This is a genomic window from Pseudomonas sp. LBUM1651 (assembly GCF_059716135.1).
Map to the genome: position 1 here is coordinate 1,301,047 of NZ_CP166805.1, position 23,997 is coordinate 1,325,043.

The 23,997-nt window shown below is 59.4% G+C and carries 29 protein-coding genes and 1 pseudogene; 20 read left to right on the forward strand and 10 right to left on the reverse strand.

Annotated elements, in window-relative coordinates:
• Window positions 1-2 precede the first annotated feature (2 nt).
• The 14 genes and pseudogenes from ACA066_RS05965 (at window position 3) to recX (ending at window position 9,696) form a co-directional block, all read left to right on the forward strand.
• The gene (locus ACA066_RS05965) at window positions 3-416 is read left to right on the forward strand and encodes a hypothetical protein (protein ID WP_497698500.1); all 414 of its coding nucleotides are present in this window, start codon (window positions 3-5) and stop codon (window positions 414-416) included.
• Window positions 417-517: 101 nt separating this feature from the next.
• Window positions 518-727, forward strand: coding sequence for a hypothetical protein (locus ACA066_RS05970; RefSeq protein ID WP_497698501.1), 210 nt, complete (start codon window positions 518-520; stop codon window positions 725-727).
• 2 nt (window positions 728-729) lie between these two features.
• The gene (locus tag ACA066_RS05975) at window positions 730-1,896 is read left to right on the forward strand and encodes a phage tail sheath protein (protein ID WP_497698502.1); all 1,167 of its coding nucleotides are present in this window, start codon (window positions 730-732) and stop codon (window positions 1,894-1,896) included.
• Window positions 1,896-2,402 (forward strand): phage major tail tube protein, encoded by a 507-nt coding sequence (locus ACA066_RS05980; RefSeq protein WP_497698503.1) that lies wholly within the window; start codon window positions 1,896-1,898, stop codon window positions 2,400-2,402. The genes ACA066_RS05975 and ACA066_RS05980 overlap by 1 nt, the downstream gene beginning before the upstream one ends.
• A gap of 146 nt (window positions 2,403-2,548) precedes the next feature.
• Window positions 2,549-3,133, forward strand: coding sequence for a phage tail assembly protein (locus ACA066_RS05985; RefSeq protein WP_497698504.1), 585 nt, complete (start codon window positions 2,549-2,551; stop codon window positions 3,131-3,133).
• A gap of 127 nt (window positions 3,134-3,260) precedes the next feature.
• A complete protein-coding gene (locus ACA066_RS05990; RefSeq protein ID WP_497698505.1) occupies window positions 3,261-4,760 on the forward strand; it encodes a hypothetical protein in 1,500 nt (499 codons plus the stop codon).
• Complete coding sequence (locus ACA066_RS05995; RefSeq protein WP_497698506.1) at window positions 4,760-5,143, forward strand: phage tail protein; 384 nt, start codon at window positions 4,760-4,762, stop codon at window positions 5,141-5,143. The genes ACA066_RS05990 and ACA066_RS05995 overlap by 1 nt, the downstream gene beginning before the upstream one ends.
• The gene (locus ACA066_RS06000) at window positions 5,136-5,348 is read left to right on the forward strand and encodes a tail protein X (protein ID WP_497698507.1); all 213 of its coding nucleotides are present in this window, start codon (window positions 5,136-5,138) and stop codon (window positions 5,346-5,348) included. The genes ACA066_RS05995 and ACA066_RS06000 overlap by 8 nt, the downstream gene beginning before the upstream one ends.
• 9 nt (window positions 5,349-5,357) lie before the next feature.
• Window positions 5,358-6,374, forward strand: a pseudogene (locus ACA066_RS06005) (phage late control D family protein).
• 47 nt (window positions 6,375-6,421) lie between these two features.
• Window positions 6,422-6,985, forward strand: coding sequence for a glycoside hydrolase family 19 protein (locus tag ACA066_RS06010; RefSeq protein WP_497698508.1), 564 nt, complete (start codon window positions 6,422-6,424; stop codon window positions 6,983-6,985).
• Window positions 6,967-7,503, forward strand: coding sequence for a lysis system spanin subunit (locus tag ACA066_RS06015; protein WP_497698509.1), 537 nt, complete (start codon window positions 6,967-6,969; stop codon window positions 7,501-7,503). The genes ACA066_RS06010 and ACA066_RS06015 overlap by 19 nt, the downstream gene beginning before the upstream one ends.
• Window positions 7,504-7,583: 80 nt before the next feature.
• Entirely contained in the window at window positions 7,584-8,084 is a 501-nt protein-coding gene (locus ACA066_RS06020; RefSeq protein WP_497698510.1) for a CinA family protein, read from the forward strand.
• 83 nt (window positions 8,085-8,167) lie between these two features.
• On the forward strand, window positions 8,168-9,220 hold the full coding sequence (recA, locus tag ACA066_RS06025) for a recombinase RecA (protein ID WP_017336758.1): 1,053 nt from the start codon (window positions 8,168-8,170) through the stop codon (window positions 9,218-9,220).
• A gap of 8 nt (window positions 9,221-9,228) precedes the next feature.
• Window positions 9,229-9,696, forward strand: a complete 468-nt coding sequence (recX, locus tag ACA066_RS06030) for a recombination regulator RecX (RefSeq protein ID WP_497698511.1) — start codon at window positions 9,229-9,231, stop codon at window positions 9,694-9,696.
• 45 nt (window positions 9,697-9,741) lie between these two features.
• Here recX and ACA066_RS06035 read toward each other — a convergent pair whose 3' ends face one another.
• Complete coding sequence (locus tag ACA066_RS06035; RefSeq protein WP_497698512.1) at window positions 9,742-10,860, reverse strand: LOG family protein; 1,119 nt, start codon at window positions 10,858-10,860, stop codon at window positions 9,742-9,744.
• Window positions 10,861-11,225: 365 nt separating this feature from the next.
• Between ACA066_RS06035 and ACA066_RS06040 the strand changes: the two genes are divergently transcribed.
• Entirely contained in the window at window positions 11,226-11,420 is a 195-nt protein-coding gene (locus ACA066_RS06040; RefSeq protein ID WP_282376920.1) for a hypothetical protein, read from the forward strand.
• A 1-nt stretch (window position 11,421) separates the two neighbouring features.
• On the opposite strand, the gene ACA066_RS06045 is transcribed toward ACA066_RS06040, so the two are convergent.
• Complete coding sequence (locus ACA066_RS06045; protein WP_497698513.1) at window positions 11,422-11,847, reverse strand: PA3611 family quorum-sensing-regulated virulence factor; 426 nt, start codon at window positions 11,845-11,847, stop codon at window positions 11,422-11,424.
• 186 nt (window positions 11,848-12,033) lie between these two features.
• Between ACA066_RS06045 and ACA066_RS06050 the strand changes: the two genes are divergently transcribed.
• From ACA066_RS06050 to ACA066_RS06060, 3 genes are all read left to right on the forward strand, one after another.
• Window positions 12,034-12,777, forward strand: a complete 744-nt coding sequence (locus ACA066_RS06050; protein WP_497698514.1) for a tRNA-uridine aminocarboxypropyltransferase — start codon at window positions 12,034-12,036, stop codon at window positions 12,775-12,777.
• 221 nt (window positions 12,778-12,998) lie between these two features.
• Entirely contained in the window at window positions 12,999-13,649 is a 651-nt protein-coding gene (gene erdR / locus ACA066_RS06055; protein WP_017336764.1) for a response regulator transcription factor ErdR, read from the forward strand.
• A gap of 69 nt (window positions 13,650-13,718) precedes the next feature.
• Window positions 13,719-14,087, forward strand: a complete 369-nt coding sequence (locus tag ACA066_RS06060) for a diacylglycerol kinase (RefSeq protein WP_497699812.1) — start codon at window positions 13,719-13,721, stop codon at window positions 14,085-14,087.
• Here the strand turns inward: ACA066_RS06060 and ACA066_RS06065 are convergent.
• Entirely contained in the window at window positions 14,084-15,010 is a 927-nt protein-coding gene (locus ACA066_RS06065; protein WP_497402305.1) for a LysR family transcriptional regulator, read from the reverse strand. The genes ACA066_RS06060 and ACA066_RS06065 overlap by 4 nt on opposite strands.
• 122 nt (window positions 15,011-15,132) lie before the next feature.
• On the opposite strand from ACA066_RS06065, the gene fpr reads away from it, so the two are divergent.
• Entirely contained in the window at window positions 15,133-15,912 is a 780-nt protein-coding gene (fpr, locus tag ACA066_RS06070) for a ferredoxin-NADP reductase (protein WP_003443014.1), read from the forward strand.
• Window positions 15,913-16,049: 137 nt separating this feature from the next.
• Here the strand turns inward: fpr and tsaA are convergent, their stop codons facing one another.
• From tsaA to rimO, 6 genes are all read right to left on the reverse strand, one after another.
• Complete coding sequence (gene tsaA, locus ACA066_RS06075) at window positions 16,050-16,751, reverse strand: tRNA (N6-threonylcarbamoyladenosine(37)-N6)-methyltransferase TrmO (RefSeq protein WP_497698515.1); 702 nt, start codon at window positions 16,749-16,751, stop codon at window positions 16,050-16,052.
• Window positions 16,752-16,952: 201 nt separating this feature from the next.
• Window positions 16,953-17,723 (reverse strand): SDR family oxidoreductase, encoded by a 771-nt coding sequence (locus ACA066_RS06080; RefSeq protein ID WP_497698516.1) that lies wholly within the window; start codon window positions 17,721-17,723, stop codon window positions 16,953-16,955.
• Window positions 17,724-17,916: 193 nt separating this feature from the next.
• Window positions 17,917-18,387, reverse strand: a complete 471-nt coding sequence (locus tag ACA066_RS06085; protein WP_017336769.1) for a YehS family protein — start codon at window positions 18,385-18,387, stop codon at window positions 17,917-17,919.
• 75 nt (window positions 18,388-18,462) lie between these two features.
• Window positions 18,463-19,173, reverse strand: coding sequence for an rRNA pseudouridine synthase (locus ACA066_RS06090; RefSeq protein WP_090187685.1), 711 nt, complete (start codon window positions 19,171-19,173; stop codon window positions 18,463-18,465).
• Between the two features lie 189 nt (window positions 19,174-19,362).
• Window positions 19,363-19,836 carry a GNAT family N-acetyltransferase gene (locus ACA066_RS06095; RefSeq protein WP_497698517.1) on the reverse strand — a complete coding sequence of 158 codons (474 nt, stop codon included), beginning with the start codon at window positions 19,834-19,836 and terminating at the stop codon, window positions 19,363-19,365.
• A gap of 113 nt (window positions 19,837-19,949) precedes the next feature.
• Window positions 19,950-21,287, reverse strand: a complete 1,338-nt coding sequence (gene rimO / locus ACA066_RS06100) for a 30S ribosomal protein S12 methylthiotransferase RimO (RefSeq protein WP_008030039.1) — start codon at window positions 21,285-21,287, stop codon at window positions 19,950-19,952.
• 287 nt (window positions 21,288-21,574) lie between these two features.
• Between rimO and ACA066_RS06105 the strand changes: the two genes are divergently transcribed.
• Window positions 21,575-23,476, forward strand: a complete 1,902-nt coding sequence (locus tag ACA066_RS06105; protein WP_497698518.1) for a potassium transporter Kup — start codon at window positions 21,575-21,577, stop codon at window positions 23,474-23,476.
• Window positions 23,477-23,676: 200 nt separating this feature from the next.
• Here the strand turns inward: ACA066_RS06105 and ACA066_RS06110 are convergent, their stop codons facing one another.
• Window positions 23,677-23,946, reverse strand: a complete 270-nt coding sequence (locus tag ACA066_RS06110; RefSeq protein WP_497699813.1) for a DUF3077 domain-containing protein — start codon at window positions 23,944-23,946, stop codon at window positions 23,677-23,679.
• Window positions 23,947-23,997: the final 51 nt, after the last annotated feature.

Sequence of the window (23,997 nt, forward strand, 5' to 3'; positions counted from 1 at the left end):
CTATGAGGAGCTTTGCACGCCTTGATGGTGGCCGAGTGGTTGAGCGATTGGATGCTGATGAATTGCCGCCGTTCCATGCGTCGCTGATCTGGGTCGAATGCGATTCGGCAGTGGCGGTTGGTTGGCTGAATGTTGGCGGGGAGTTGGTCGCGCCAATCGTCCCGATCGTGGGGCCGATTGAGTTAATAGCGGCTGGTCGAGCCTGGCGCGATGAAGCAATTGAAAGCGTTAAATGGATGCGCGAACGCCATCGGGACGAAGTCGATCTTGGACTAGGCACCAGGTTAAGTGCTGTTCAATTCAGGGAATTGCTTGAGTATCTGCAATCGCTACGCGACTGGCCTCTGGCCGATGGATTTCCTGCACCGGAAAGCCGCCCGGCGTCCCCACTCTGGATCGCCGAACAATCCCAATAAACGCCCCGCACCGTCGGGGCGTTTTCTTATCCGCAAAACAACCCACACAACACCCGACAGCCCCTGACCCAAGGGGCTTTTTCGTTCAAGGAGAAACAGAAATGGCAGAACGCCAAACGTACACCGTGCTCCTCCCATTCCCCACCGGGGGTGGTCACTGGTCGAGCATCGGCCAGGAACTGCAACTGCTCGATGTGGAGGCCAACGCGTTGCGCAGCGCTGGTCGTCTGGAGCTGAAAAATATCGCGGTTGCCGAGTCGGCCGCATCCTCCACCCCGGCCAAAAAGGCCGCTGCCAAGAAGGCTGAATAACCATGGCTGAGGTTTTGAACTTCGAGCACAACGGCATTACCGTCAATGCCACCGAATCCCCCGAGGCCATGGGTGGCCTGGGCGACAACGTCATTGGTCTGATCGGCACCGCGCCGAAGGCTGATCCGTTGATTCCACGCAACGCGCCGTTCCGCATCAACAGCTTCACCACCCACGCGCTGCTCGATCCGACCGGCACCGAGGCGGGCACGCTGTATCACGCGGTCTTCCAGATCCTGAAAGTGGTCAAGGTACCGGTCTACGTGGTCATCGTCGAAGAGGGCGCGACCCCGGCGGACACACTGAACAATGTGATCGGCGGCATCGATCCGCTGACCGGCCGCAAGCTCGGCCTCGCGGCATTGGGCAGCGTGCCTGAAGACCTGACCATCATCGGCGCGCCGGGCTTCACCAGCACCAAAGCCGTGGCCGGTGAGTTCGCGTCTTTCGGCAAGCGCATCAAGGCCCGTGTGGTGCTCGACGGCAAGGATGCCGCGGTCGCCGATCAGGTGACCTACAGCCAGGAACTGGGCGGCGCGGAGCTGGGTTTCGACCGCTGCCTGCTGGTGCACAACATGCCGTCGGTGTACTCCAAGGCAGCCAAGAAAAACGTCTTCCTGTCGCCGTCGAGCCTGGCCATCGCGGCCCTGGCCAAGGTCAAGCAATGGGAGAGCCCGGGCAATCAGGTGACCTACGCCGAGGACGTTTCGCGGGTCGTGGAATACAACATCCTCGACACCTCCACCGAGGGCGATCTGCTCAACCGCTACGGCATCAGCTACTACGCCCGCACCATCCTCGGCGGCTTCTCGCTGCTGGGTAACCGCTCCATCACCGGCAAGTTCATCAGCTACGTCGGCCTCGAAGATGCGATCAGCCGCAAGCTGGTCAAGGCCGGTCAGAAAGCCATGGCCAAGAACCTGACCAAGTCCTTCATGGATCAGGAGGTCAAGCGCATCAACGACTGGCTGCAAACACTGGTCGCCGACGAAACCATTCCCGGCGGCAGCGTGTACCTGCACCCGGAATTGAACAGCGTCGAGAAGTACAAGAACGGCACCTGGTACGTGGTCATCGACTACGGCCGCTACGCGCCGAACGAACACATGGTTTATCAACTCAATGCCCGCGATGAAATCATCGAGCAGTTCCTGGAGGACGTTCTCTAATGTTTACCAACCGCGTAAGACAGGCCATCGCGGCCACCCTGCAAGGCCTGCCGTTGTCGGCGACCGTGGATGAGTTCACGCCGCCGAAGATCGAATTCGATATGGAGCCGATGACGGGCGGGCGCTTCATTGCCGAGGAGATGGTCAAGAGCGGCAAAGTGCTCGGCGCGACCCTCATTCTGCAAGGCGCCGGTCCCGAAGTCATGCTCGCCCTCGGCGTGAAGCTGGGCGATGACATTCTGTTGAACGTCCGTGAAGCCGGACAGGATCAGGATGGCAACACCTGGTTCACCTACCACACCGTCGGCGGCAAGCTCAAATCCCTGACCGAGGCCAAGCTGAAGATGGGCGAAAAACCCCTCACCACGCTTGAGCTGTCTTGCCGCACCTACAACCGTCTCGAAAACGGCATCCCGGTGATCGACATCGACGTACGCACCCAGAAGTTCGTGCTCAACGGCGTCGACATTCTCGGCGACGCCCGCCGCGCGGTGCTGATCCCTTAAACCTGTGGGAGCGAGACCGGCTTGCCGGCGAATGCGATGTGTCAGTCGAAATCAACTTTGAATGTCAATCCGCTATCGCGAGCAGGCTCGCTCCCACAAGGTTTACTGCGCAACGCCTTCCCATGATTCACCAAGGAATTCAATTCATGTCCTGGACACCTCCTGTTCACGCCTTGTTGTCGCCGATCACCGCCGACGATCAGTCGTCGATCGAGCAGATTCAGCTCAAACCGTTGTACTACGCCGCACAGAAAGAGGCCCTGGCCCGTGCCGGCGATGATGAAGACGATCAGTTTTTCGAACTGGCGCTGCTGGCCACCGGGCTGTCGGTCAAGGAACTCGATCAACTCAAGCGCCCGGACTACGTGAGCATCGCGCAGTACGTGCACGACATGTCGACCTTGCCGGCGTCGCATTTCCTTGCGCAAGCGGACGAGGGTGAACAACCGTCGGCCGATCCCGACGAAGTGACCTTGTTGCAACCGCTCCACGTAGCAGGTCGCACCATGACGTCCCTGACCCTCGAAATGCCGGTACTGCGCGCGACCAAGGCGATGAAAAAACTCAAGACGCCCAAGGAACGCGCCGAGTTCATCACCGCCCATTGCACCGGACTGATGATTCCCGATCTGGCCCTGCTGACCGTGCCCGACTGGACGCAGCTTCAGGTACGCATCGACGATTTTTTAAACAAACCGGCGGCCTTCTTTCAGAGCGCGACATCGAAGTAATCCTCGATGTGGTGCCGCTCATTTACCCGGTAAGTGAAGCGGACATTCTGGAGTGGGACGTCGGCAAGGCATTGCGCCGCTACGACATCGCGATCACTCGCCTTGGCGTGAAACAGGAGTAGAGGGGATGGCGGAGGAAAAATATTCGCTCAAAAACACAGCCATCAGTGATGACTGGTTGGCATTTCGCGATGTGGGTCTGAGCAGTGCCGTGTCATCGGTAGTGACGGGAGAGGGCGCTCAGGGACTGGCGCCCAGCTTGAGTCAGGCGTTGGCCACGGTGAGTCTCAAAATCAGTCTGCTGACCACAGCTCTGGAGTCGTTGAACCTGACGTTTTCCTCGCAGCGCTCGTTGATGCTGGCGGCAGGTTCCAGCGCCAGGACAGCGTTCACCCGCGTGCAAAATAGCGTGAGCGAAGCGGATGGCACCCTTGAGCCGCCGACGCTGCTCAAGTCGGTCGGCGTGAGGAACGCTGGCGAGGCTGATCGATTACCCGCGCGTCAGCGCGAGCCGGTGATGCAGTCAAGTCAGAGCGTCGCCAGTGTCCCGCTGATGACTGCCGCAATCTCTGCGTCAACGTTCAAAACCCCGGCCATGACGGATGCAGAGAAGCTGGTCGGCTGGCGCGCACCTTTGAAGCTCGACCGCCCCGAGGTTTTTGATCAGCCGCAGGTAATCAATCGCCCGGGGGGCATACCCGGCGAGCAGCAGTCGAACATCGTCAACGCGCGCGACAATCTTTTACCCATGGCCACCGGCAATGCACCGCCGGTGGCAACAGAAAGCACGCCTGCCTCCCCGGATTCTTCAAACAGTGGTCTGAAGGCGCTGGCTGAAACCGCAGCAGCGCAAATCAAGTCGTTGATCGGGAGACAGGTTAATGCTGTGTTCGATGAGATGACCAATCAGATGGCCAAGCGGGTTTTGGGGGTGGCGTCTGCCCGGCTTCCGAAACAGTTCGGTGAAGTGTTTTCGGAAGACTTCAGAGATAAGACTCGGGCGAACAAGCCGGACACAGGCAAGGGCTCGACAGTGCGGGTGAGTGCACGAGGCTCGCGCGGTACTCCCCGTCTGGTGGCGCTGACGACCTCGATGCGCTCTCTGACCCGCCGCGCACCTGGGCCGCTGAAAGCCGTCGGTGCTGCGGTGGACGTCGTCGCAGGCGCGCTTACCGGCAACGCTCGCATGGTCGGTGCAGGCCTGGGCGTAGCGGGTGGCGGCTGGGCGGGTGCTACCGCAGGTTCTGCTGTGGGGGCCACGTTGGGCAGTGTTGTCCCGGTGATCGGCACGGCCATTGGCGGCGTTCTGGGGGGACTGATTGGTGGCTGGCTGGGCAGTGAGTCGGGTGCGGCCCTGGGCGAAAAGCTCGCCTCCCCGGCAGCCGACCGCCTGGCCTCGCCAGAACAGGTCAACAAAGAACTGACCAGCGCACCGACACAAAACCAGCAGATCAATTACTCACCGTCGATCCAGGTCACCTGCACGGGGGCGGAGAGCTCCGAGCACATCCGAACGATTGTGGCGCAACAGCTGCAGACGCAGTTCCACGGTGAATTTGTCCCACTGATGACCACCAACGCCCTCGCCACCCGACGTGGCGCGGCCCTGACCGATGGAGGTATGTAATGCGCCAGCAAATGGCATTGGGCAGTTTCATTTTCGGCCTGTCCCGTCACTTCGCGTACAGCGGCATCGTGCACGCCTCGGACGGTGGCTGGGTGGAGCTGGACATTGTGACCGGCAAGCCGAAATCCAGTCAGACCGGGCAAAAGGCCCAGACGCTGAAGATTACGGGGACGTCGATGTACTCGGTGGCCATGGACCGGCTCACTGAGCTGCGCGCGCTACAGGAACAGCGTAAGCCGGTGCCGTTGGTGGATGGCATCGGACGCAATTGGGGGCTTTGGCGAATCAATACGGTGACGGAGACCCAGAGCATGATCATTGATGACGGCACGGCGATGGTCATCGGTTGGGCAGTAGACCTGTCGGAGTTCATCCATGCGTAGAGTTCGAAGTATGGCCGGTGATTCGGTGAACCTGTTGCTCTACCGCGAACTGGGTCGCTCTGACGATGCCGTCGAAGAGGCACTGTGGCGGCTGAACCCCACACTGGCGGAACCGGGGCCGGTATTGCCCGCGGGTGTCTGGGTGGTACTGCCGGAAATTGACGCAAAACCCGTTGTGACCACGCCGGTTACCGCGTGGGATTAAGGAGGCTCCATGGCATTGGGTTTCACGCCAGCGATACACATTTATGGGGCCAATGAGGCCCTGATCAATAAGCGCCTGATCAGTTGGGAGCACATTGATGCCGCCGGTATCGAGTCCGATCAATTGACCTTGACGCTCGATCTGGAAGGGCTCGAAGGGCTGCCGATCCTGGGTGGCAAGGTTGGCCTGCGGGTCGGTTACGCGGAGTCCGGGTTGGTGGACAAGGGCCAGTTCATGGTGTCTCGCCTGACGCCGACGCTGTTCCCGCTTCGCTTGACGCTGGTGGCCACTGCGGCGCCGTTCAGTGTCGCGGACAAGACCGGGTTCCTGCTGCGTCGATCGGCCAGTCATGGCCCGACCACCCTGGGTGCGCTGTTTCGCGAGATAGCTTCCCGGCACGGCTTTTCGCCACGTGTGGCTCCCCAACTGGCACTGAAAAAAATCCATCACATCGATCAGTCCAACGAAAGCGACATGGCGTTTCTGACACGCCTTGCTCTCAGGCATCAAGCAATCGCCAAACCGGTGAATGAGCTATATGTGCTGGCGCTCCCCGGTCAGGTCAAGTCGCTGTCGGGCAAGGTGTTGCCCGAGGTGAAATTGTCGGTGACCACTGACAATCGTCCAGGCGATCGCGCCTTCATCTCCGCCACGCTCGATGACACTGCCCGGGCGAAAAATCAAGGCTGCAAGACGAGTTGGTGGGACGCGGCGGCCGGGTTGGTGCGGGTGGTTGAAACCGGTAGCGCGCCGTTCAAGGTCATAGGCCGGCTCTGTCAGAATGAACAAGACGCCAGGGACGTCGGTGAGGGTGAGGTGCGCAAATTGTTGCGTGAAAAACTCAAGGTGAAAATCGCCTGCCCGGGCAATCCGGCCCTGTCCGCCGAGGGCGTTTTACTGCTGGACCCCTCCTGGCCGGACTTCATGCGCGGTTAGTGGTCAATCGACAAGGTCACTGCCAGCGGCGATAAATATCAAAGCTATCGCTGCGTGATCGATGCGACCTGCCTGGACGCCACCCAATAACGCATTGGCACCGGTCTGGTTGATCAATGGCGAACGGAACATGACTCATGCCGCTTACTGTTCTGCAATTACAGCAAATACTTCCAGACGCCCGCAGCCAAGCGGGCGTTTTCATTTCCGCCCTCAATGGCGCCATGGATGGCCATTCCATAAACACGCCCAAACGCCGCGCCGCTTTCCTTGCGCAAGTGGGTCACGAATCGGGGCAGTTGCAGTACGTGCGCGAACTCGGCGGTGACCAGTATTTGAGCAAATACGACACCGGCCTGTTGGCCGCTCGTTTGGGTAATACAGCAGCGCTCGACGGCGACGGTCAAAAGTACCGTGGTCGTGGCTTGGTTCAGATTACCGGCCACGACAACTATCAACAGTGCAGTCTCGGTTTGTTCGGCGACGAGCGTCTGCTCGAATTGCCGGAACTACTGGAACAACCGCAATGGGCCGCCGAATCCGCCGCCTGGTTCTGGGCGAAAAACGGCCTCAACGAACTGGCTGATCGTGACCAGTTCAACAGCATCACCCGCCGGATCAACGGTGGCCTGAACGGGCTGCACAACCGTTTGCAACTGTGGGCGCGGGCGAGGGCGGTGTTATGCCAGCCTTCGGTCTGATCCCGGTGTCTTGGCGGGTGATTGGCGTTGTTGGGTTACTGGCTGTTTTGGCCGGTGGCCCGGCGACGGTGGCGTGGCGATTTCAGGAGGGGCGTTACGGGCGGCAACTGGCGGAACAGGCCAGGGCGCACGCCGAGATGCTCAACCAACAGACCCTGGCGGCCGCCGCCCGACAACAGGCCGAGCAGGACAAGCGCCTGGCGCTGGAGCAGCAGCTGTCGGTCAGCGAACAAACCCATTATCGAGCGCTTAGCGATGCCCAACGTGATCAAGGTCGCTTGCGCGATCGTCTTGCCACTGCTGATGTGCGGCTGTCAGTCCTCCTCGATGCCGGCGACACTTCCACCGTCTGCGCAGTGCCAACCGCCTCCCGCGCCGGCGGCGTGGATCATGGCACCCTACGAGCCCGACTTGACCCGGCGCATGCTCAACGAATTATCGCCATCACCGACACCGGCGACCGTGCGCTGATTGCCTTGCAGGCTTGTCAGGCCTACGTCCGGGCGCTCGGTCGCTAACATTTTGATCGATCCTGTAACTTGCAAGCGCGATCCGCTCGTGTACGGTAGTTCCCATTCCGCCCGCTCAGGAGATGACCGTGAAAGAAATCACCCAACTGGCCGCTGAACTTGGCCGGCGCCTGCAGGTTCTGAATGCTCACGTCGCCGCAGCCGAGTCCTGTACCGGCGGTGGAATTTCCGAGGCTATCACGCGCATTCCGGGGAGTTCTGCGTGGTTCGAGGCCGGTTATGTCACGTACTCCAACCGTCAGAAAACCGAGCAATTGAATGTCCCGGTCGAGTTGTTTGCGACGGTGGGGGCGGTCAGTCGCGAGGTGGTCGAGGCCATGGTGCGAGGCGCGCAGGAAAAAAGCCGGGCGTATTTTACTGTGGCGGTCAGCGGTGTCGCAGGGCCGGACGGCGGTTCGCCGAGCAAGCCGGTGGGTACGGTCTGGCTGGCCTGGGGCGTGGGAGATCGGGTCTTCAGCGAGGTACAGCACTTCCCCGGTAACCGCGACGAGGTCCGCCGACAAACGGTGAGGGCCGCGCTAGAGGGGCTGCTGCGTCATGCCTCCGGAGAAATCTCAAATCAGGGGTAGGCGATCCTGAATCGCTGTGGAATAATACTGGCTACTTATACAGGTGTTGGCCGTCAGGCCTTATTGATTACGTGAGGACTTTAATGGACGACAACAAGAAGAAAGCCTTGGCTGCGGCCCTGGGTCAGATCGAACGTCAATTCGGCAAAGGTGCCGTAATGCGTATGGGCGATCAGGACCGTCAGGCGATCCCGGCTATCTCCACTGGCTCTCTGGGTCTGGACATCGCGCTCGGCATTGGCGGTCTGCCAAAAGGCCGTATCGTTGAAATCTACGGTCCTGAATCCTCCGGTAAAACCACGCTGACACTGTCGGTGATCGCCCAGGCTCAAAAAGCCGGCGCGACCTGCGCATTCGTCGACGCCGAACACGCCCTCGACCCTGAGTACGCCGGCAAACTTGGCGTCAACGTCGACGACCTGCTGGTTTCCCAGCCGGACACCGGCGAGCAGGCCCTGGAAATCACCGACATGCTGGTGCGTTCCAACGCGGTTGACGTGATCATCGTCGACTCCGTGGCCGCCCTGGTTCCAAAGGCTGAAATCGAAGGCGAAATGGGTGACATGCACGTGGGCCTGCAAGCCCGTCTGATGTCCCAGGCGCTGCGTAAAATCACCGGTAACATCAAGAACGCCAACTGCCTGGTGATCTTCATCAACCAGATCCGTATGAAAATCGGCGTGATGTTCGGCAGCCCGGAAACCACCACCGGTGGTAACGCGCTGAAGTTCTATGCGTCGGTTCGTCTGGACATCCGCCGTACTGGCGCGGTGAAAGAAGGTGATGAAGTCGTCGGTAGCGAAACCCGCGTCAAGGTTGTGAAGAACAAGGTCGCTTCGCCGTTCCGCCAGGCCGAGTTCCAGATTCTCTACGGCAAGGGCATCTACCTCAATGGTGAGATGATCGACCTGGGTGTTCTGCACGGTTTCGTCGAGAAATCCGGTGCCTGGTATGCCTACGAAGGTACCAAGATCGGTCAGGGCAAGGCCAACTCGGCCAAGTTCCTGGCGGACAACCCGGAAATCGCCGCGAAACTTGAGAAGCAGCTGCGCGACAAGCTGCTGACTCCAGCGCCGGACGTCAAAGCATCGCCAGTCAAAGAGACTGAAGATGACCTGGCTGACGCTGATATCTGATTGATCCGATGACCGCCGTACTCGATACACTCGTCGCAGTGCGGCGAACCGCAATGGACCTGCTCGCACGACGCGAGCACGGTCGAGTCGAGCTGACGCGTAAACTGCGTCAGCGCGGCGCCCTCCCTGAAATGATCGACACAGCACTCGACCGCTTGACGGAAGAAGGCCTGCTGTCCGAATCCCGTTACCTCGAAAGCTTCGTTTCCTACCGTGCCCGTTCCGGCTATGGCCCTTTGCGTATCCGCGAAGAGTTGAGCCAGCGTGGCCTGCAACGCAACGACATCGAACTCGCGTTACGCGAGAGCGGTATCAACTGGCAGGAACAACTGGAAGACACCTGGCGGCGCAAGTTTTCCGGGCGTTTACCGATAGACGCCCGGGAACGCGCCAAACAAGGGCGGTTCCTGAGTTATCGGGGCTATTCCATGGAAATGATCAGCCGCTTGTTCAGCGGCCGAGGGATGGACGATTGACTGAAACGGCTCGCTATTTCGATAGCGGGCCGTTTTTTTTTCGCCTCACGTAACCTTCGAGGGTTCCCGCGTGCGTTGTTGCGCCTGAGGTTTGGGCTGCGCCCAGTTTTCCGGCAGGTTGATGTAGTCCACCAGTTCCCGCAGGCGTCCATGGTCACGGGCGTTAAAGGTGAAGGCCAGGCGTGCAAGGTGGCTGAACTGCGGCTCGTCGTGCTCCTCACCGCTGTAGACATGCTGATGGAAGTGATCGCTCAGACACAGGTCGGCGAACGCTTGTTGCATGTGTTCCAGCGCATCGTCACTGAGCTGGTGATTCATGCGGATCACGAACTGATGCTTGAGCCAGCGGCTGGAGTGGAAGTTGCTGTAGAACTGATTGATCTGCTCCACCGCCTCTTCGGCGCTATAGACCAGGCTCACCAGCTTCATGTCGGTAGGCAGGATGTAGCGATTCTCCTCCAGTTGATTGCGGATGAAGTCCAGGGCGCCTTGCCAGAACTTGCCTCCCGGAGCATCCAGCAGCACCACTGGCACCAGCGGGCTTTTACCGGTCTGGATCAGCGTCAGCACTTCAAGCGCCTCGTCCAGCGTACCGAAACCGCCGGGGCACAAGACCAGCGCATCGGCTTCCTTGACGAAGAACAGCTTGCGGGTAAAGAAGAAGTGGAACGGCAGCAAGTTGGTGGTGCCGTTCACAGTGGGATTGGCATGCTGCTCGAAGGGCAGGGTGATGTTGAACCCCAGGCTGTGTTCCAGGCCGGCACCTTCGTGGGCGGCCGCCATAATGCCGCCGCCGGCACCGGTGATCACCATCAGGTCCGAGCGCGCCAGTGCAGCGCCGAGTTCTCGGGCCAGACCGTATAACGGGTGTTCTATCGGCGTTCGGGCCGAGCCGAAAACAGTGACTTTGCGTCGCCCCCGGAACTGTTCGAGCACACGGAAGGCATGCTCCAGTTCGCGCAGGGCTTGCAGGGTTATCTTGGCATTCCAGCGATTGTGATCTTCCTGGGCCATGCGCAGCACGGTCAGGATCATGTCGCGGTAGATCGGGATGTTCGGGCTGTTGGGTGAAACCAGGTTGAGTTGTTCTCCGACCTTGCTGATGAGGTCGTGGCCGCTTTCTTCGAAATGACGGCTCAGGAGGTCATTCGGTTGGTAAGGCATCAACTTCTCCTTCCATACAGGCTCTGTTGTTCCTTTGGATGAAGGACACATTCGCATCAAAAAACGAAACCAGGCAGCCCCTTTTCTGCCCTGAAAAGTGAACGGGAACACTATGAATCTAGACCCTCGCGGTGGTTTTCGCTGACTTGATCATTGCGCTGCAAAGTCTTTCCTGGCAACCACTTATTGACGATTTGCAAGGTGATTTCACCGCTCGTCTGAACCTGCGCCAAGTGTCCGGCATTCTGATTTACTAAATTACAAGCGTGACACGACATCTTTGCGTCAATGGCAGGGCGCGCGGTACAAGCGGTTCAAGGATTTTGTCGCTCAAGCAAGGGCGAAGTGCAAGGAGGCGGGATGCTATGGCCAGAGTCATTCTGGAGATTGATACGCAACTGTATCGATTATTGAAGTCATCGGCCGAGACCAATCATTTGAGTCTTGAAGAGGAGTGCTGCCGGCGTCTGGAGGGAGCCGACCGGCGCTCGCGCTATTTACAAGCGCTGGTGGCAGAACTGCGCGCCGAGGATGAACAGCGGCGCGCCAATTCCCATTAAATTACTTTTTCCTGGCCGGAGTAGCTTTCGGGCAGTCCGATTCCTGATAGCTGGCGGAGCCGACTGAGCGGTTGGTCTTCACCTCAGTGAAGTCGTAACGCATGACAGCGCCCTTGGCCATCAGTTTGCGGAACGATGGGTTGTTGCACACAGAGGCGCCAAGTTGGAAATACACGGCTTTCGGGTCGGCACGCATCTTGTTGGCGTGGCTGCTTTGTACGCTTAGATGGTTGATCAGCGTGTTGCCTTCGACGGTGTAGCCCTGATCAAGAATGTCTTCGTTGATCGCCCGTGGAGTACCAACACTGCTTTGTGTGGCGACGTTTCGCAGCTCTCTGTTGAGATTCTGCTCACTCAAGGATGCAGCCTGAGCGCTGAAGGACGACGCCAGCAGAATGGCAGCGGTGGGAACGATAAGGCGCAGCATGAAACTCTCCTGGTTCAGTGACTGGTGGTTCGACCCATCACATGACTGTGCGTTCAGTGGTGGCGAATTATAGGGGAGCCCGTCTGGACGGTACAGGCTTGCGCCGGCCGCTCTGGTAAACTGCCGGCCTTTATTGCCCTGAGTCCTGCTCGTGTCGAGTTTTCCTGTCTGCCGGTGTTGCCCACGATGAACCACGCTCCCAACGCCGTAGCCCGCTTGCGTGATCAACGCGAAGAAGAAGGCATCAAGCCGATTCAGGCCCGTGGCTGGAGGGCGCCGCGCTGCCGTGCCTGCCGCGTGATCGAAAGCCACTGCCTGTGCGCGTGGCGTCCGCAGGTCGAGACCCGCTCTGGCGTGTGTCTGATCATGACCAACAAGGAAGTGTTCAAACCGAGCAACACGGGGTGGCTGATCGCTGACGTGGTGCGCGACAACCATGCGTTCATCTGGTCGCGTACGGAAACCGATCCGCAGTTGCTGGCATTGCTCGCCGACCCGCAGTGGCAACCGTATCTGGTCTTTCCAGGCGAGTACGTCGAGCCTGAGCGAGTGACGAACACGGTCGAAGTCGATGGCACAAAGCGGCCGCTGTTCATTCTGCTGGACGCGACCTGGACTGAAGCCCGGAAGATATTCCGTAAAAGTCCTTATTTTGATGCGCTGCCGATCCTGAGCCTGCTGCCCGAGAAGCTTTCACGCTATCGGCTGCGCCGGTCGACCCGCAGCGAGCATTTGTGCACGGCCGAAGTGGCGGCGCTGTGCCTCGATCTGGCGGGAGATGTGGAGGCCGCGTCGGCACTGGACGCTTATTTCGACGTGTTCAGCCAACATTACCTCGATGCCAAACACCAACTGGAAATGAATGTTGCAACACCGGCACACGCCGAGCTGATGCCTTTCGTGCAGAACATCGCCACCGTCAGGGCCTGATTGTCGCCCATACTGCAAAGAACTGTACCGGCCAAGCACCTTGACCACCCCGGCTTCGCTGGGCATGCTTGGCGCCGATTAGGGCGCGGCCGCAGTTTGATTCGCCGCTTCTTTACGTGAAAAGCTACGTGGATTGCCACGTGATTGGCGTTGAACGTGCCCTGTTGGTGCAGCTCCGTGGCTGTACCTCGAGTTGTTTGAAAAACAGGATCATTTGAAAAATGGCCACATACGAAATCCTGATTGCCGATGACCACCCTCTTTTTCGTAGCGCCCTGCATCAAGCGTTGACCCTGGGCCTTGGCCCGGACGTCCGTCTGGTGGAAGTGGCAAGCATCGCCGAGCTGGAAACCCGTCTCGACGAAAAGTCCGACTGGGATCTGGTGCTGCTGGACCTGAACATGCCGGGCGCCTACGGCTTTTCCGGGCTGGTGCTGTTGCGCGGTCAGTACCCGCAAATTCCGGTGGTGATGGTGTCGGCCCAGGAAGAAGCCTCGATCATGGTCAAGTCCCGTGAGTTCGGGGCCAGCGGCTTTATTCCTAAATCGAGTGACCTGAGCGTGATCCAGAAAGCCGTACGTGCGGTGCTGGATGGCGATGTATTCTGGCCGCCCCAGGCGTTCGAAGCCGTCAGCGTTTCCGATGAAGCCAAGGCCGCCAGTGAAGGCCTTGCCAGCCTGACACCTCAGCAGTTCCGGGTGTTGACCATGGTCTGTGAAGGGTTGCTGAACAAGCAGATTGCCTACGAACTGAGCGTGTCCGAAGCAACAATCAAGGCGCACGTCACGGCGATTTTCCGTAAGCTGAATGTGCGGACCCGGACCCAGGCGGCTTTGCTCCTGCAACAACTTGAGTCAATTTCAAGCCACTAAGGATCGGTGTCTTCACGCTTTTTTGACTTTCGTTGATCTAGCTTTCCCACTCCTTTTTGGTCAGTTGCCATTTCTATGTCCCCTTTCAAAGGCCAGACCGGCCTGAAACGCATCCTCAACGCTTCCGGTTATTCGCTGGACGGCCTGCGCGCAGCCTTCACCGGCGAAGCGGCTTTTCGGCAACTGGTGTTGCTCAATGTCATCCTGATCCCGATTTCGTTCTTTTTGAACGTCAGCCGCGTCGAGCAAGCGCTGTTGATTGCCGTCTGCCTGCTGGCATTGATCGTCGAATTGCTCAACTCGGCAGTGGAAGCGGCCATCGACCGCATTTCTCTTGAGCTGCACCCGCTGTCCAAGAACGCCAAGGACATGGGCAGCGCCGCACAACTCGTGGCGTTGACCATGATCGCGCTGGTGTGGGCGGTGATCCTGCTTTAAGCGATGGTGGGCAGCACGATCTCGTCGCTGCGCTGAACCCCGGCGGTGAAGGCGCGGCACAGATCGAGGAATTCGCGCATCGCTGACGTCTGATATTTCTGTTTGTGCCAGATGAAATAGAACTGTCGCGCCAGGTCCAGATCTGGTGTTTCCACCGGCACCAGGCTGCCGCGCCGGAACGCATCGCGCAGGGCCAGCCGCGAAATGCAGCCAATCCCCAATCCTGACTCCACCGCGCGCTTGATGGCTTCGGTGTGTTCCAGCTCCAGGCGGATGTTCAACGCGCTGCGATGGTGACGCATGGCTTGATCAAAGGTCAGCCGCGTGCCCGAGCCTTGTTCTCGAAGAATCCACGCCTCGTGGCTCAGCTCGTCCATGGTCGCGGTGCCGCGAATGGCCAGCGGATGCTGCGGCGCGCAAAACACCACCAACTCATCCTCGACCCAACTCTGCACTTCAATGTCCGGATGGCTACAGTCACCTTCGATCAGACCCAGATCAATTTCATAGTGAGCGACTTGTTGCACGATGTTGGCCGTGTTCTGCACGTGCAGCTTCACTTGGCTTTCCGGATGGCGCTGCATGAAGCTGCCGATCAGCAGCGTTGCGAGGTAATTGCCGATCGTAAGGGTAGCGCCGACCGCCAGCGAGCCGAAACCGGACTTGCCGTTGAGCAGGTCTTCGATTTCCTTGGCCTGGTCGAGCAGCGCCACCGCTTGTGGCAACAGCTGTTTGCCGAGGGCGTTGAGGCTCAGCCGTTTGCCGGCGCGGTCGAACAGCTGGCAGCTGGACTGGCGCTCCAGTTCGGTGATCGAGGTGCTCGCCGCCGATTGCGAGAGGTTGAGCAAGCCCGCAGCACGGGATACGCTTTCCTGCTGGGCGACGGCGACGAAGACTTGAAGTTGACGGAGAGTAAATCGCATATCTATATAACCGATAACCCTTATCTTAATAATCCATTTAACAGATATTGTCGCTGCCATTAGAATGCGATGCAATTGCGCACATCATCGGCGCAGGCAAAATCTCCAGGAGTCCCACGTACATGAGCAACATGAACCACGAGCGTGTCCTCAGTGTTCACCACTGGAACGACACTCTGTTCAGCTTCAAGTGCACCCGCGATCCGGGCCTGCGCTTCGAGAACGGTCAGTTCGTGATGATCGGCCTGCAACAGCCCAACGGCCGCCCGCTTATGCGCGCTTACTCGATTGCCAGCCCGAACTGGGAAGAGCATCTAGAGTTCTTCAGCATCAAGGTGCCTGATGGCCCGCTGACTTCCCAGTTGCAGCATCTGAAGGAAGGCGACGAGATCATCATCAGCAAGAAGCCTACGGGCACGCTGGTACTGGACGACTTGAAGCCTGGCAAACATTTGTACCTGCTCAGCACCGGTACCGGTCTGGCGCCGTTCATGAGCGTCATCCAGGACCCGGAAACCTACGAGCGTTTCGAAAAAGTGATCCTGTGCCACGGCGTACGTTACGTCAACGAAGTCGCTTATCGCGAATTCATCACCGAGCACCTGCCGCAGAACGAGTTCTTCGGCGAGGCCCTGCGTGACAAGTTGATCTACTACCCGACCGTGACCCGCGAGCCATTCGAGAACGAAGGTCGCCTGACCGACCTGATGCGCAGCGGCAAGCTGTTCAGCGACATCGGCCTGCCACCGATCAACCCGCAGGACGACCGCGCCATGCTGTGCGGCAGTCCAAGCATGCTCGACGAGACCAGCGAAGTGTTGAACAGCTTCGGCCTGAAAGTTTCGCCGCGGATGCGCGAGCCGGGTGATTACCTGATCGAGCGTGCGTTCGTCGAGAAGTAGGAACACCGCATCATTGAAAAGCCCCCATTGCCTGTGCAGGCAAATGGGGGCTTTTTTATGTCCGGCACAATCCCTGTAGGAGCACGGCTTGCCGGCGATGGCGTCCTTGAGATCGCCATCGCGAGCAAGCTCTGCTCCTACAAATCAGGGGCGGGGATGACTTCGAGGACACGGATAAATCCTGCTTCGGGATAATGCCACCGCACATCCACATCCCAGAACTGCGCGCCATATTCCCGCTCAGGCGCAGGCGTTTGGTAAGCCGGGCGCGGATCCTGCGCCAGACATTGTTCAATTAGCTCGATCAAGGGCTCTTCAAGACGCTGAGCATGCCCATGCGCCTGCTGCAACGCCGAATCCGTCCACTGCACGGGAATCAACTGTGGCGCAGCGCTGGCGATGCTGTTGGAGGCCGTGTCGATAATGTCGGCGTAAGGCACGTAGGGTTTGATGTCGATAATCGGCGTACCGTCGAGTAGGTCGATGCCGGATATCCACAGGCGATTGGCTTCGACCTTGTCCAGTTTCACCACCGACTGGCCGATGCCGTTGGGCCGGTGCGTCGCACGGGTGGCGAACACACCCATGGACTTGTTGCCGCCGAGGCGAGGAGGGCGGACTTTCAGGCGTGGTTTTTCTTCCAGGGCCTGGTGGAACAGGAACAGCAGCCAGACATGGCTCACCTGCTCCAGACCTTGCACCGCATCACCCTGATCGAACGGCGCCACCAGTTCCAGCACGCCGCGGGCGGCTGGCGCCAATTGCGGCTGGCGCGGGATGGCGAACTTCTCCTTGAAGCAGGAGCGCACGAAGCCGATGGGGGAAACGCTGTAGGTCATGGTTTGGGGTCGAGGCGGGAATGAGGCGGGCATGATAACCCGGCGGGCCTCAAGACTGGTGGTGACTGAGCGGGCCTATTCGCGGGCAAGTCGAATCGTCGCACCGCTCGCTCCTACAGGGTTCTCAAGCGAACACAGAGTTTGTGTACGCCAAAGAACCTGTAGGAGCGAGGCTTGCCCGCGAAGGCCGCACCGCCGATTTCAGAGGCTAAACCCACCATCCAAAGGAATAATATTCCCGGTCATATAAGCCCCGGCCGTACTCGCCAGACTGATCGCCAACGCCGCCATCTCTTCCTCCCGACCCCAGCGGTTCATTGGAATCAACGCCGTATCTTCCGCCATCGCCTGCTCATCATTGCCGATGTGCTGGGTCATCTTGCTCGGAAAGCGCCCCGGTGCAATCACGTTGACGTTGATGTGCTGGCTCACCAGTTCCCGCGCCAGAATCCGCGACAGTTGGTGCAGGGCCGCTTTACTGGGTCCGTAGGCATAAGCCTGTTCGCCGAAGGAAGAAATCGCCGCCACCGAGCCGATGTTGATGATCCGCGCCGGATTCGCTTCGGACCCGGCCTTGCGCAGCAGCGGCAAGAACTGCTGGATGCAGTTGAACACCGACGTCACGTTGAGCTGCATGACCTTTTCCCAGCCTTTGACCGGATAACTCTCCAGCGGCGCACCCCAGGTGGTGCCGGCGTTGTTCACCAGAATATCCAGATGGGTGATCTGTTCGCCCAGCCGCGTGGCCAGTTGCAGTACACCTTCTTCAGTGGCCAGGTTGGCGGCCACCCCGTAGCAAACACCGAATGCGCTCAACTCGTCAGCGGTCTGCTGACAGGCTTCGGCATCCCGTGCGCAGACGTACACCGTAGCGCCGGCCTCGACATAGGCCTTGGCGATCATTTTGCCGATACCACGGGTGCCGCCGGTCACCAGAGCGGTGCGGCCGTGCAGGGAAAAATACGGGTGCATGGCGAATCCTGAGAGCTGAGGGTCAATACACCCTAGTCGTCAGCCGCCCGAAGCGGAGCCACTATTTTTGCGCGGAATGAGGATCCATACAGCCGTCCTGCCACCGCCCCTGTAGGAGCACAGCTTGCTGGCGATGGCGATCTTCAAAACGCCTTCGCCAGCAAGCTGCGCTCCTACAGGGCGCGGCGCGCGATTACTGCGGGCGAACGCGCAGCGTCAGGCCCTTGAGGAAGTTGCGCAGCAACTGGTCGCCGCACGGGCGATAGTTGGTGTGGCCGAACTTGCGGAACAGCGCGCTCAGCTCAGGCTTGGACACCGGGAACTCAGCGGCCTTGAGGATCGCGTGCATGTCGTCTTCCTTCAATTCGAAGGCCACACGCAGTTTCTTCAGGATGATGTTGTTGGTGACCGGCACTTCGATCGGTTGCGGCGGACGGCTTTCGTCCTTGCCGCGCTTGAAGATCACCAGGCCGTCGAGAAAATGCGCCATGACTTCGTCCGGGCAGCGTACGAAACCTTCCTCGTCTTCTTCTTTCTTGTCGAGGTACGTCAACAGGTCTTCCAGGGACACGTCCATGCCGCCGAGCTTGATGATCTCGATGACTTTCTTGTCGCTGATGTCGAGCATGTAGCGCACGCTGCGCAGTACGTCGTTATGAATCATGGTGTTCAATCCTGATATTCAGCAGTGGGCGCCGCGTAAGCAGCGGCGCCGAAATGTAGGGCGGCGTGAAAAGTCTTAGAACTTCTCTTTGCCGGACAGGTAGCGCCATTGCCCCAAAGGCACTTTGCCGATGGACACGCCGCCGATGCGGATGCGGCGGATGGCGACGACCTTCAGGCCGACGGCCTGGCAGAACAGGGCAATCACGCCCGGTTGTGGGTTCTTCATCGCAAAACGCAGGCGGTTTTCGTTCTGCCAGCTGGCTTTGACCGGCGGCAGTTCCTTGCCCTTGTAGGTCAGGCCGTGGTTCAGGCGATTGAGGCCGTGAGCCACCATGTCGCCTTCAACCTCGACCACATACTCTTGCTCGATTTTCGCGGAATCGGCGGTGAGCTTGCGCAGGATCTTCCAGTCCTGGGTGAACACCAGCAGACCGCTGGCGTTGGCCTGCAGGTCGGTGCTGGCGGTCAGGCGCAGGAAATGGCCCTTGAGCGGACGTTTGCTGAAACGGTGCTCTTCGCTCAGGGTTTCGGCGCTGATGGTCGCCATCGCCGTTTCCGCGTCCATGCCTGCCGGGACGTTGAACAGGATGGTCACCGGCTCCGGCGCAGTCGCCTTGGCTTCTGGATCGAGCTCGACTTTCTGGGTGTCGACCTTGAACTGCGGCTCGTCGATGACTTCGCCGTCCACGGTGACCCAGCCGCCCTCGATGAACAGCTCAGCCTCCCGACGGGAACAGCCGACGAGTTCGATGAGGCGTTTGGAGAGACGAATCGGGTCAGTCATGACAGGGCCGTAACAAAAAAGGGGTGGGCATTGTACCTGCTGGGCGCCGGTTAATCCCGGCTCCATTTCAGTACGGTTGAATTTCCTGTGGGAGCTGGCCTGCCAGCGATGCAGACGCTACGGTTTGTCAGATACACCGAGGTGATGCAATCGCTGGCAGGCCAGCTCCCACAGTGGTTCTATGGTGTGTCAGGCATGTTTTGAGCGCTGCTGGTTTTGGCGTAGCCGCATGTGCAGCAGCGGATAAGGCTGCCCCATGCCGTCATGCTCGGTGCGGCCGATCACCTCGAAGCCCTGTTTGAAGTAGAAACCCAGCGCCTGCGGGTTCTGTTCGTTGACGTCCAGTTCATCGGCGTTCAGGTGTTCCATGGCGTAACGCAGCAACTGTTTGCCGAGGCCCTGGCCGCGATGAGCGGGGTCGATGAAGAGCATTTCGATCTTGCCCGCCGCCACGCCGGCGAACCCGGTAATACGTTGGCGCGAGTCTTTGGTGCAGATCAGCATCACCGCGTCGAGGTAGCGGGTCAGCACCAGGTTCTTCAGCAGTTCGATGTAGCTGTCCGGCAGAAAGTCATGGGTGGCGCGCACCGAGGCCTCCCAGACTTGCGTCAGTTCCTGATAGTCGCTCTGTTTCGGCGTGTGGATGACCGAATGTTGGCGCATGGCCGAATGCCCCTTTTGCGGTGGATGGTGCGAGTCCTTTCTCCCTCAAAACGATAGACGTAAAAAAGCCCCGCATCTCGTCAAGAAAGCAGGGCTTTTCGTATTTTTTGCGTTTAGATCTGTTCAGCCCACAGGTCGTATTCGTCGGCGTCGGTGACCTTGCACCAGACTTTGTCGCCCGGTTTCAGGTTGCTGCCGTTGTCGATGAACACGTTGCCGTCGATTTCCGGGGCATCGAAGAAGCAGCGGCCGACGGCGCCTTGCTCGTCGACTTCATCGACCAGCACTTCGATTTCACGGCCAACGCGCATTTGCAGACGCGCCGAGCTGATGGCTTGCTGGTGCGCCATGAAGCGGTCCCAACGGTCCTGCTTGACGTCATCCGGCACGATGTCCAGGTCGAGGTCGTTGGCCGGTGCGCCTTCGACCGGCGAGTACTGGAAGCAGCCGACGCGGTCGAGCTGGGCTTCGGTCAGCCAGTTCAGCAGGTACTGGAAGTCTTCTTCGGTTTCGCCGGGGAAACCGACGATGAAGGTCGAACGGATGATCAGGTCCGGGCAGATCTCGCGCCAGTTCTTGATGCGCGCCAGGGTCTTGTCTTCGAAAGCCGGGCGTTTCATTGACTTCAGGACTTTCGGGCTGGCGTGCTGGAACGGGATGTCCAGGTACGGCAGGATTTTCCCGGCGGCCATCAGCGGGATCAGCTCGTCGACGTGCGGGTACGGGTAAACGTAGTGCAAGCGCACCCAGACACCGAGGGTGCTCAGGGCTTCGCAGAGTTCGGTCATGCGGGTTTTCACCGGCGCGCCGTTCCAGAAACCGGTGCGGTACTTAACGTCGACGCCGTAGGCGCTGGTGTCTTGCGAGATCACCAGCAGCTCTTTGACGCCGGCCTTGACCAGGCGCTGGGCTTCGTCGAGCACGTCACCGACCGGGCGGCTGACCAGTTTGCCGCGCATCGACGGGATGATGCAGAAGCTGCAGCTGTGGTTGCAGCCTTCGGAAATCTTCAGGTAGGCGTAGTGGCGCGGGGTCAGCTTGATGCCTTGCGGCGGCACCAGGTCGATCAACGGGTTGTGATCCTGACGCGGCGGCACGACGTCGTGCACGGCATTGACCACTTGCTCGTACTGCTGCGGACCGGTCACGGCCAGCACGCTCGGGTGCACGTTGCGGATGTTGCCTTCTTCGACGCCCATGCAGCCGGTCACGATGACCTTGCCGTTTTCCTTGATGGCTTCGCCGATCACTTCCAGGGATTCGGCCTTGGCCGAGTCGATGAAGCCGCAGGTGTTGACCACCACGACGTCGGCGTCCTGATAGGTGGACACAACGTCATAGCCTTCCATGCGCAGCTGGGTAAGGATGCGCTCGGAGTCGACCAGTGCTTTGGGGCAACCCAGGGATACGAAGCCAACCTTTGGATTGGCCGGCGCAGGAGTGGTGGACATGTCTAACCTCGGTATTTTGGGACGTCTTGTGCCGAAGGCGACAGGACGACAGACGGGCGCTTGGTACGCCTCTGATCAAAAAGTGCGCAATTCTAGCGATGAGACGTTCACTTGACCAGCTTTATGGAGGGAAATACGACGAGTGCTGCGCTATGCTTCGCGCCGTTACGCTTTACTGATTTTTTACAGTCAACAAAACGTCTGTAACGTGAAGTAAAACAGCGCATGCTGCACGAAGCATAGTGCTTCTTATAAAGAAGTCCGGGTCTGAGTAGTAGGAGTTTTGGATGGGGCAGGCAAGTAGTCAGGCGGCGGGCGCGGAGCATTCGGCGGCAAAACCGATCGGCATGCTGGTCGCGGCGGTCGGGGTGGTTTATGGCGATATCGGCACGAGCCCGCTGTACACCCTCAAAGAAGTGTTTTCCGGTCAGTATGGTGTACAGGTTGACCATGACGGCGTGTTCGGGATTCTGGCGCTGATTTTCTGGTCGCTGATCTGGGTCGTTTCAATCAAATACGTGCTGTTCGTGCTGCGTGCCGACAACCAGGGCGAAGGCGGGATCATGGCCTTGACCGCTTTGGCTCGACGGGCCGCGGCGGGGCACACCAGGTTGCGCATGCTGCTGGTGGTCTGCGGGCTGATCGGCGCGGCGCTGTTTTATGGCGACAGCATGATCACACCGGCGATTTCCGTGCTCTCGGCGATTGAAGGTCTGGAGCTGGCGTTCGAGGGCATCGACCATTGGGTGGTGCCGCTGTCGTTGATCGTGCTGGTGGCGCTTTTCCTGATTCAACGTCACGGCACCGCGCGGATCGGCATTCTGTTCGGGCCGATCATGGTCACCTGGTTTGTGGTGCTGGGGGCGCTCGGTGTCTACGGCATCATGCAGCAACCGCAAGTGTTGCAAGCGATGAACCCGGTCTGGGGCGTGCGTTTCTTCATCGTGCACCCGGGCATGGGGGTGGCGATCCTCGGTGCGGTCGTGCTTGCACTGACCGGCGCCGAAGCGCTGTACGCCGACATGGGCCACTTCGGCCGCAAGCCGATTGCTCGTGCCTGGTTCATCCTGGTGTTGCCAGCGCTGGTGTTGAACTATTTCGGCCAGGGTGCGTTGTTGCTCGGCGATCCTGAAGCGGCCCGCAACCCGTTCTACCTGCTGGCGCCGAGCTGGGCGCTGATCCCGCTGGTAGGCTTGTCGACCATGGCCACGGTGATTGCCTCTCAAGCGGTGATCTCGGGTGCGTTCTCCCTGACCCGTCAGGCAATTCAGCTCGGCTACATTCCGCGCATGCAAATTCAACACACCTCGAGTGCCGAACAGGGCCAGATCTATATCGGCGCGGTAAACTGGTCGTTGATGGTCGGCGTGATCCTGCTGGTGCTGGGCTTCGAGTCCTCCGGTGCCCTGGCCTCGGCCTACGGCGTGGCAGTGACTGGCACCATGCTGATGACCACCATCCTGGTGTCGGCTGTGATATTGCTGCTGTGGAAATGGCCTCCGATTCTTGCAGTTCCGCTGTTGCTCGGTTTCCTGTTGGTAGACGGTCTGTACTTTGCCGCCAACGTGCCGAAAATCGTTCAGGGCGGGGCGTTTCCGGTGATCGCCGGTATCGTGCTGTTCGTGCTGATGACCACCTGGAAGCGCGGCAAACAGCTGCTGGTGGAGCGTATGGACGAAGGCGGGCTGCCACTGCCGATTTTCATCAGCAGTATCGCCGTGCAACCGCCGCATCGTGTCCAGGGCACCGCGGTGTTCCTCACCGCCCGCCCGGACGCCGTGCCCCACGCACTGTTGCACAACCTGCTGCATAACCAGGTGCTGCACGAGCAAGTGGTGCTGCTGACGGTGGTGTACGAAGACATCCCGCGGGTACCGCCGACACGGCGCTTTGAGGTCGATTCCTACGGCGAAGGTTTCTTCCGGGTGATCCTGCACTTTGGCTTCGTCGACGAGCCGGACGTGCCGCAAGCGCTGAAGTTGTGCCACCTCGAAGACCTCGACTTCAGCCCGATGCGCACCACCTACTTCCTCAGTCGCGAGACGGTCATCGCCTCCAAACTCGAAGGCATGGCTCGCTGGCGCGAGGCGTTGTTTGCATTCATGTTGAAGAATGCGAATGGCAATTTGCGGTTCTTTAATTTGCCGTTGAATCGGGTGATTGAATTGGGGACGCAGGTCGAGATGTAAGGCCATCAAAAAGCCCCCGTTGCCAATGCGGCAGCGGGGGCTTTTTTGTGGTTGGGCACTTGATTCGCGCTGACGAAGATCCCCTGTAGGAGCGAGCTTGCTCGCGATGGTCGTGAACGATAACGCGTAAAAACAGATGCCCCGCGGCGCCCTTGGGTTTTTCGCGAGCAAGCTCGCTCCTACAGGGAAAACTCAGGCAGTTAGTTTTTAGATTCTGTTTTTGCCGGAGCAGGCCGCTGCAGCACCTTCATCGCATCATCAATTACAGCCTTGCTCATCGCCGTCAAATAATGCGCGGCCCAGATGTGCCGGTCGGTATCACGGTTAAAGGCAGCCTCTCTGGTCAGGTCCTTGGCAAGGAATAGAAAGTCGGAAGCCATAGCTACAACGGTTACCACTCGCCTGTAGCAGCGGAAAAGCTGGCGGCGTGAGAACCTAAAAAAATGTCCAAAATTACTGGACAAGTTCAGCCTGCTCGCGAAAGCGTTGTGTCAGTCACAGGTATTTTGGATGTGCAGCCG

Bases quoted from the DNA above. Each gene is read 5' to 3' on its own strand.
- ACA066_RS06105 (WP_497698518.1), top strand. From the start codon at position 21,575: ATGGGGCAGGCAAGTAGTCAGGCGGCGGGCGCGGAGCATTCGGCGGCA.
- ACA066_RS06050 (WP_497698514.1), top strand. From the start codon at position 12,034: ATGAACCACGCTCCCAACGCCGTAGCCCGCTTGCGTGATCAACGCGAA.
- ACA066_RS06090 (WP_090187685.1), bottom strand. From the start codon at position 19,173: ATGACTGACCCGATTCGTCTCTCCAAACGCCTCATCGAACTCGTCGGC.
- recX (WP_497698511.1), top strand. From the start codon at position 9,229: ATGACCGCCGTACTCGATACACTCGTCGCAGTGCGGCGAACCGCAATG.
- ACA066_RS06000 (WP_497698507.1), top strand. From the start codon at position 5,136: ATGCGTAGAGTTCGAAGTATGGCCGGTGATTCGGTGAACCTGTTGCTC.
- ACA066_RS05970 (WP_497698501.1), top strand. From the start codon at position 518: ATGGCAGAACGCCAAACGTACACCGTGCTCCTCCCATTCCCCACCGGG.
- ACA066_RS06080 (WP_497698516.1), bottom strand. From the start codon at position 17,723: ATGCACCCGTATTTTTCCCTGCACGGCCGCACCGCTCTGGTGACCGGC.
- rimO (WP_008030039.1), bottom strand. From the start codon at position 21,287: ATGTCCACCACTCCTGCGCCGGCCAATCCAAAGGTTGGCTTCGTATCC.
- ACA066_RS06065 (WP_497402305.1), bottom strand. From the start codon at position 15,010: ATGCGATTTACTCTCCGTCAACTTCAAGTCTTCGTCGCCGTCGCCCAG.
- erdR (WP_017336764.1), top strand. From the start codon at position 12,999: ATGGCCACATACGAAATCCTGATTGCCGATGACCACCCTCTTTTTCGT.
- ACA066_RS06035 (WP_497698512.1), bottom strand. From the start codon at position 10,860: ATGCCTTACCAACCGAATGACCTCCTGAGCCGTCATTTCGAAGAAAGC.
- fpr (WP_003443014.1), top strand. From the start codon at position 15,133: ATGAGCAACATGAACCACGAGCGTGTCCTCAGTGTTCACCACTGGAAC.
- ACA066_RS05975 (WP_497698502.1), top strand. From the start codon at position 730: ATGGCTGAGGTTTTGAACTTCGAGCACAACGGCATTACCGTCAATGCC.
- ACA066_RS05980 (WP_497698503.1), top strand. From the start codon at position 1,896: ATGTTTACCAACCGCGTAAGACAGGCCATCGCGGCCACCCTGCAAGGC.
- ACA066_RS05985 (WP_497698504.1), top strand. From the start codon at position 2,549: ATGTCCTGGACACCTCCTGTTCACGCCTTGTTGTCGCCGATCACCGCC.
- ACA066_RS06040 (WP_282376920.1), top strand. From the start codon at position 11,226: ATGGCCAGAGTCATTCTGGAGATTGATACGCAACTGTATCGATTATTG.
- ACA066_RS06095 (WP_497698517.1), bottom strand. From the start codon at position 19,836: ATGCGCCAACATTCGGTCATCCACACGCCGAAACAGAGCGACTATCAG.
- tsaA (WP_497698515.1), bottom strand. From the start codon at position 16,751: ATGACCTACAGCGTTTCCCCCATCGGCTTCGTGCGCTCCTGCTTCAAG.
- recA (WP_017336758.1), top strand. From the start codon at position 8,168: ATGGACGACAACAAGAAGAAAGCCTTGGCTGCGGCCCTGGGTCAGATC.
- ACA066_RS06010 (WP_497698508.1), top strand. From the start codon at position 6,422: ATGCCGCTTACTGTTCTGCAATTACAGCAAATACTTCCAGACGCCCGC.
- ACA066_RS05995 (WP_497698506.1), top strand. From the start codon at position 4,760: ATGCGCCAGCAAATGGCATTGGGCAGTTTCATTTTCGGCCTGTCCCGT.
- ACA066_RS06015 (WP_497698509.1), top strand. From the start codon at position 6,967: ATGCCAGCCTTCGGTCTGATCCCGGTGTCTTGGCGGGTGATTGGCGTT.
- ACA066_RS05965 (WP_497698500.1), top strand. From the start codon at position 3: ATGAGGAGCTTTGCACGCCTTGATGGTGGCCGAGTGGTTGAGCGATTG.
- ACA066_RS06085 (WP_017336769.1), bottom strand. From the start codon at position 18,387: ATGATTCATAACGACGTACTGCGCAGCGTGCGCTACATGCTCGACATC.
- ACA066_RS06045 (WP_497698513.1), bottom strand. From the start codon at position 11,847: ATGCTGCGCCTTATCGTTCCCACCGCTGCCATTCTGCTGGCGTCGTCC.
- ACA066_RS05990 (WP_497698505.1), top strand. From the start codon at position 3,261: ATGGCGGAGGAAAAATATTCGCTCAAAAACACAGCCATCAGTGATGAC.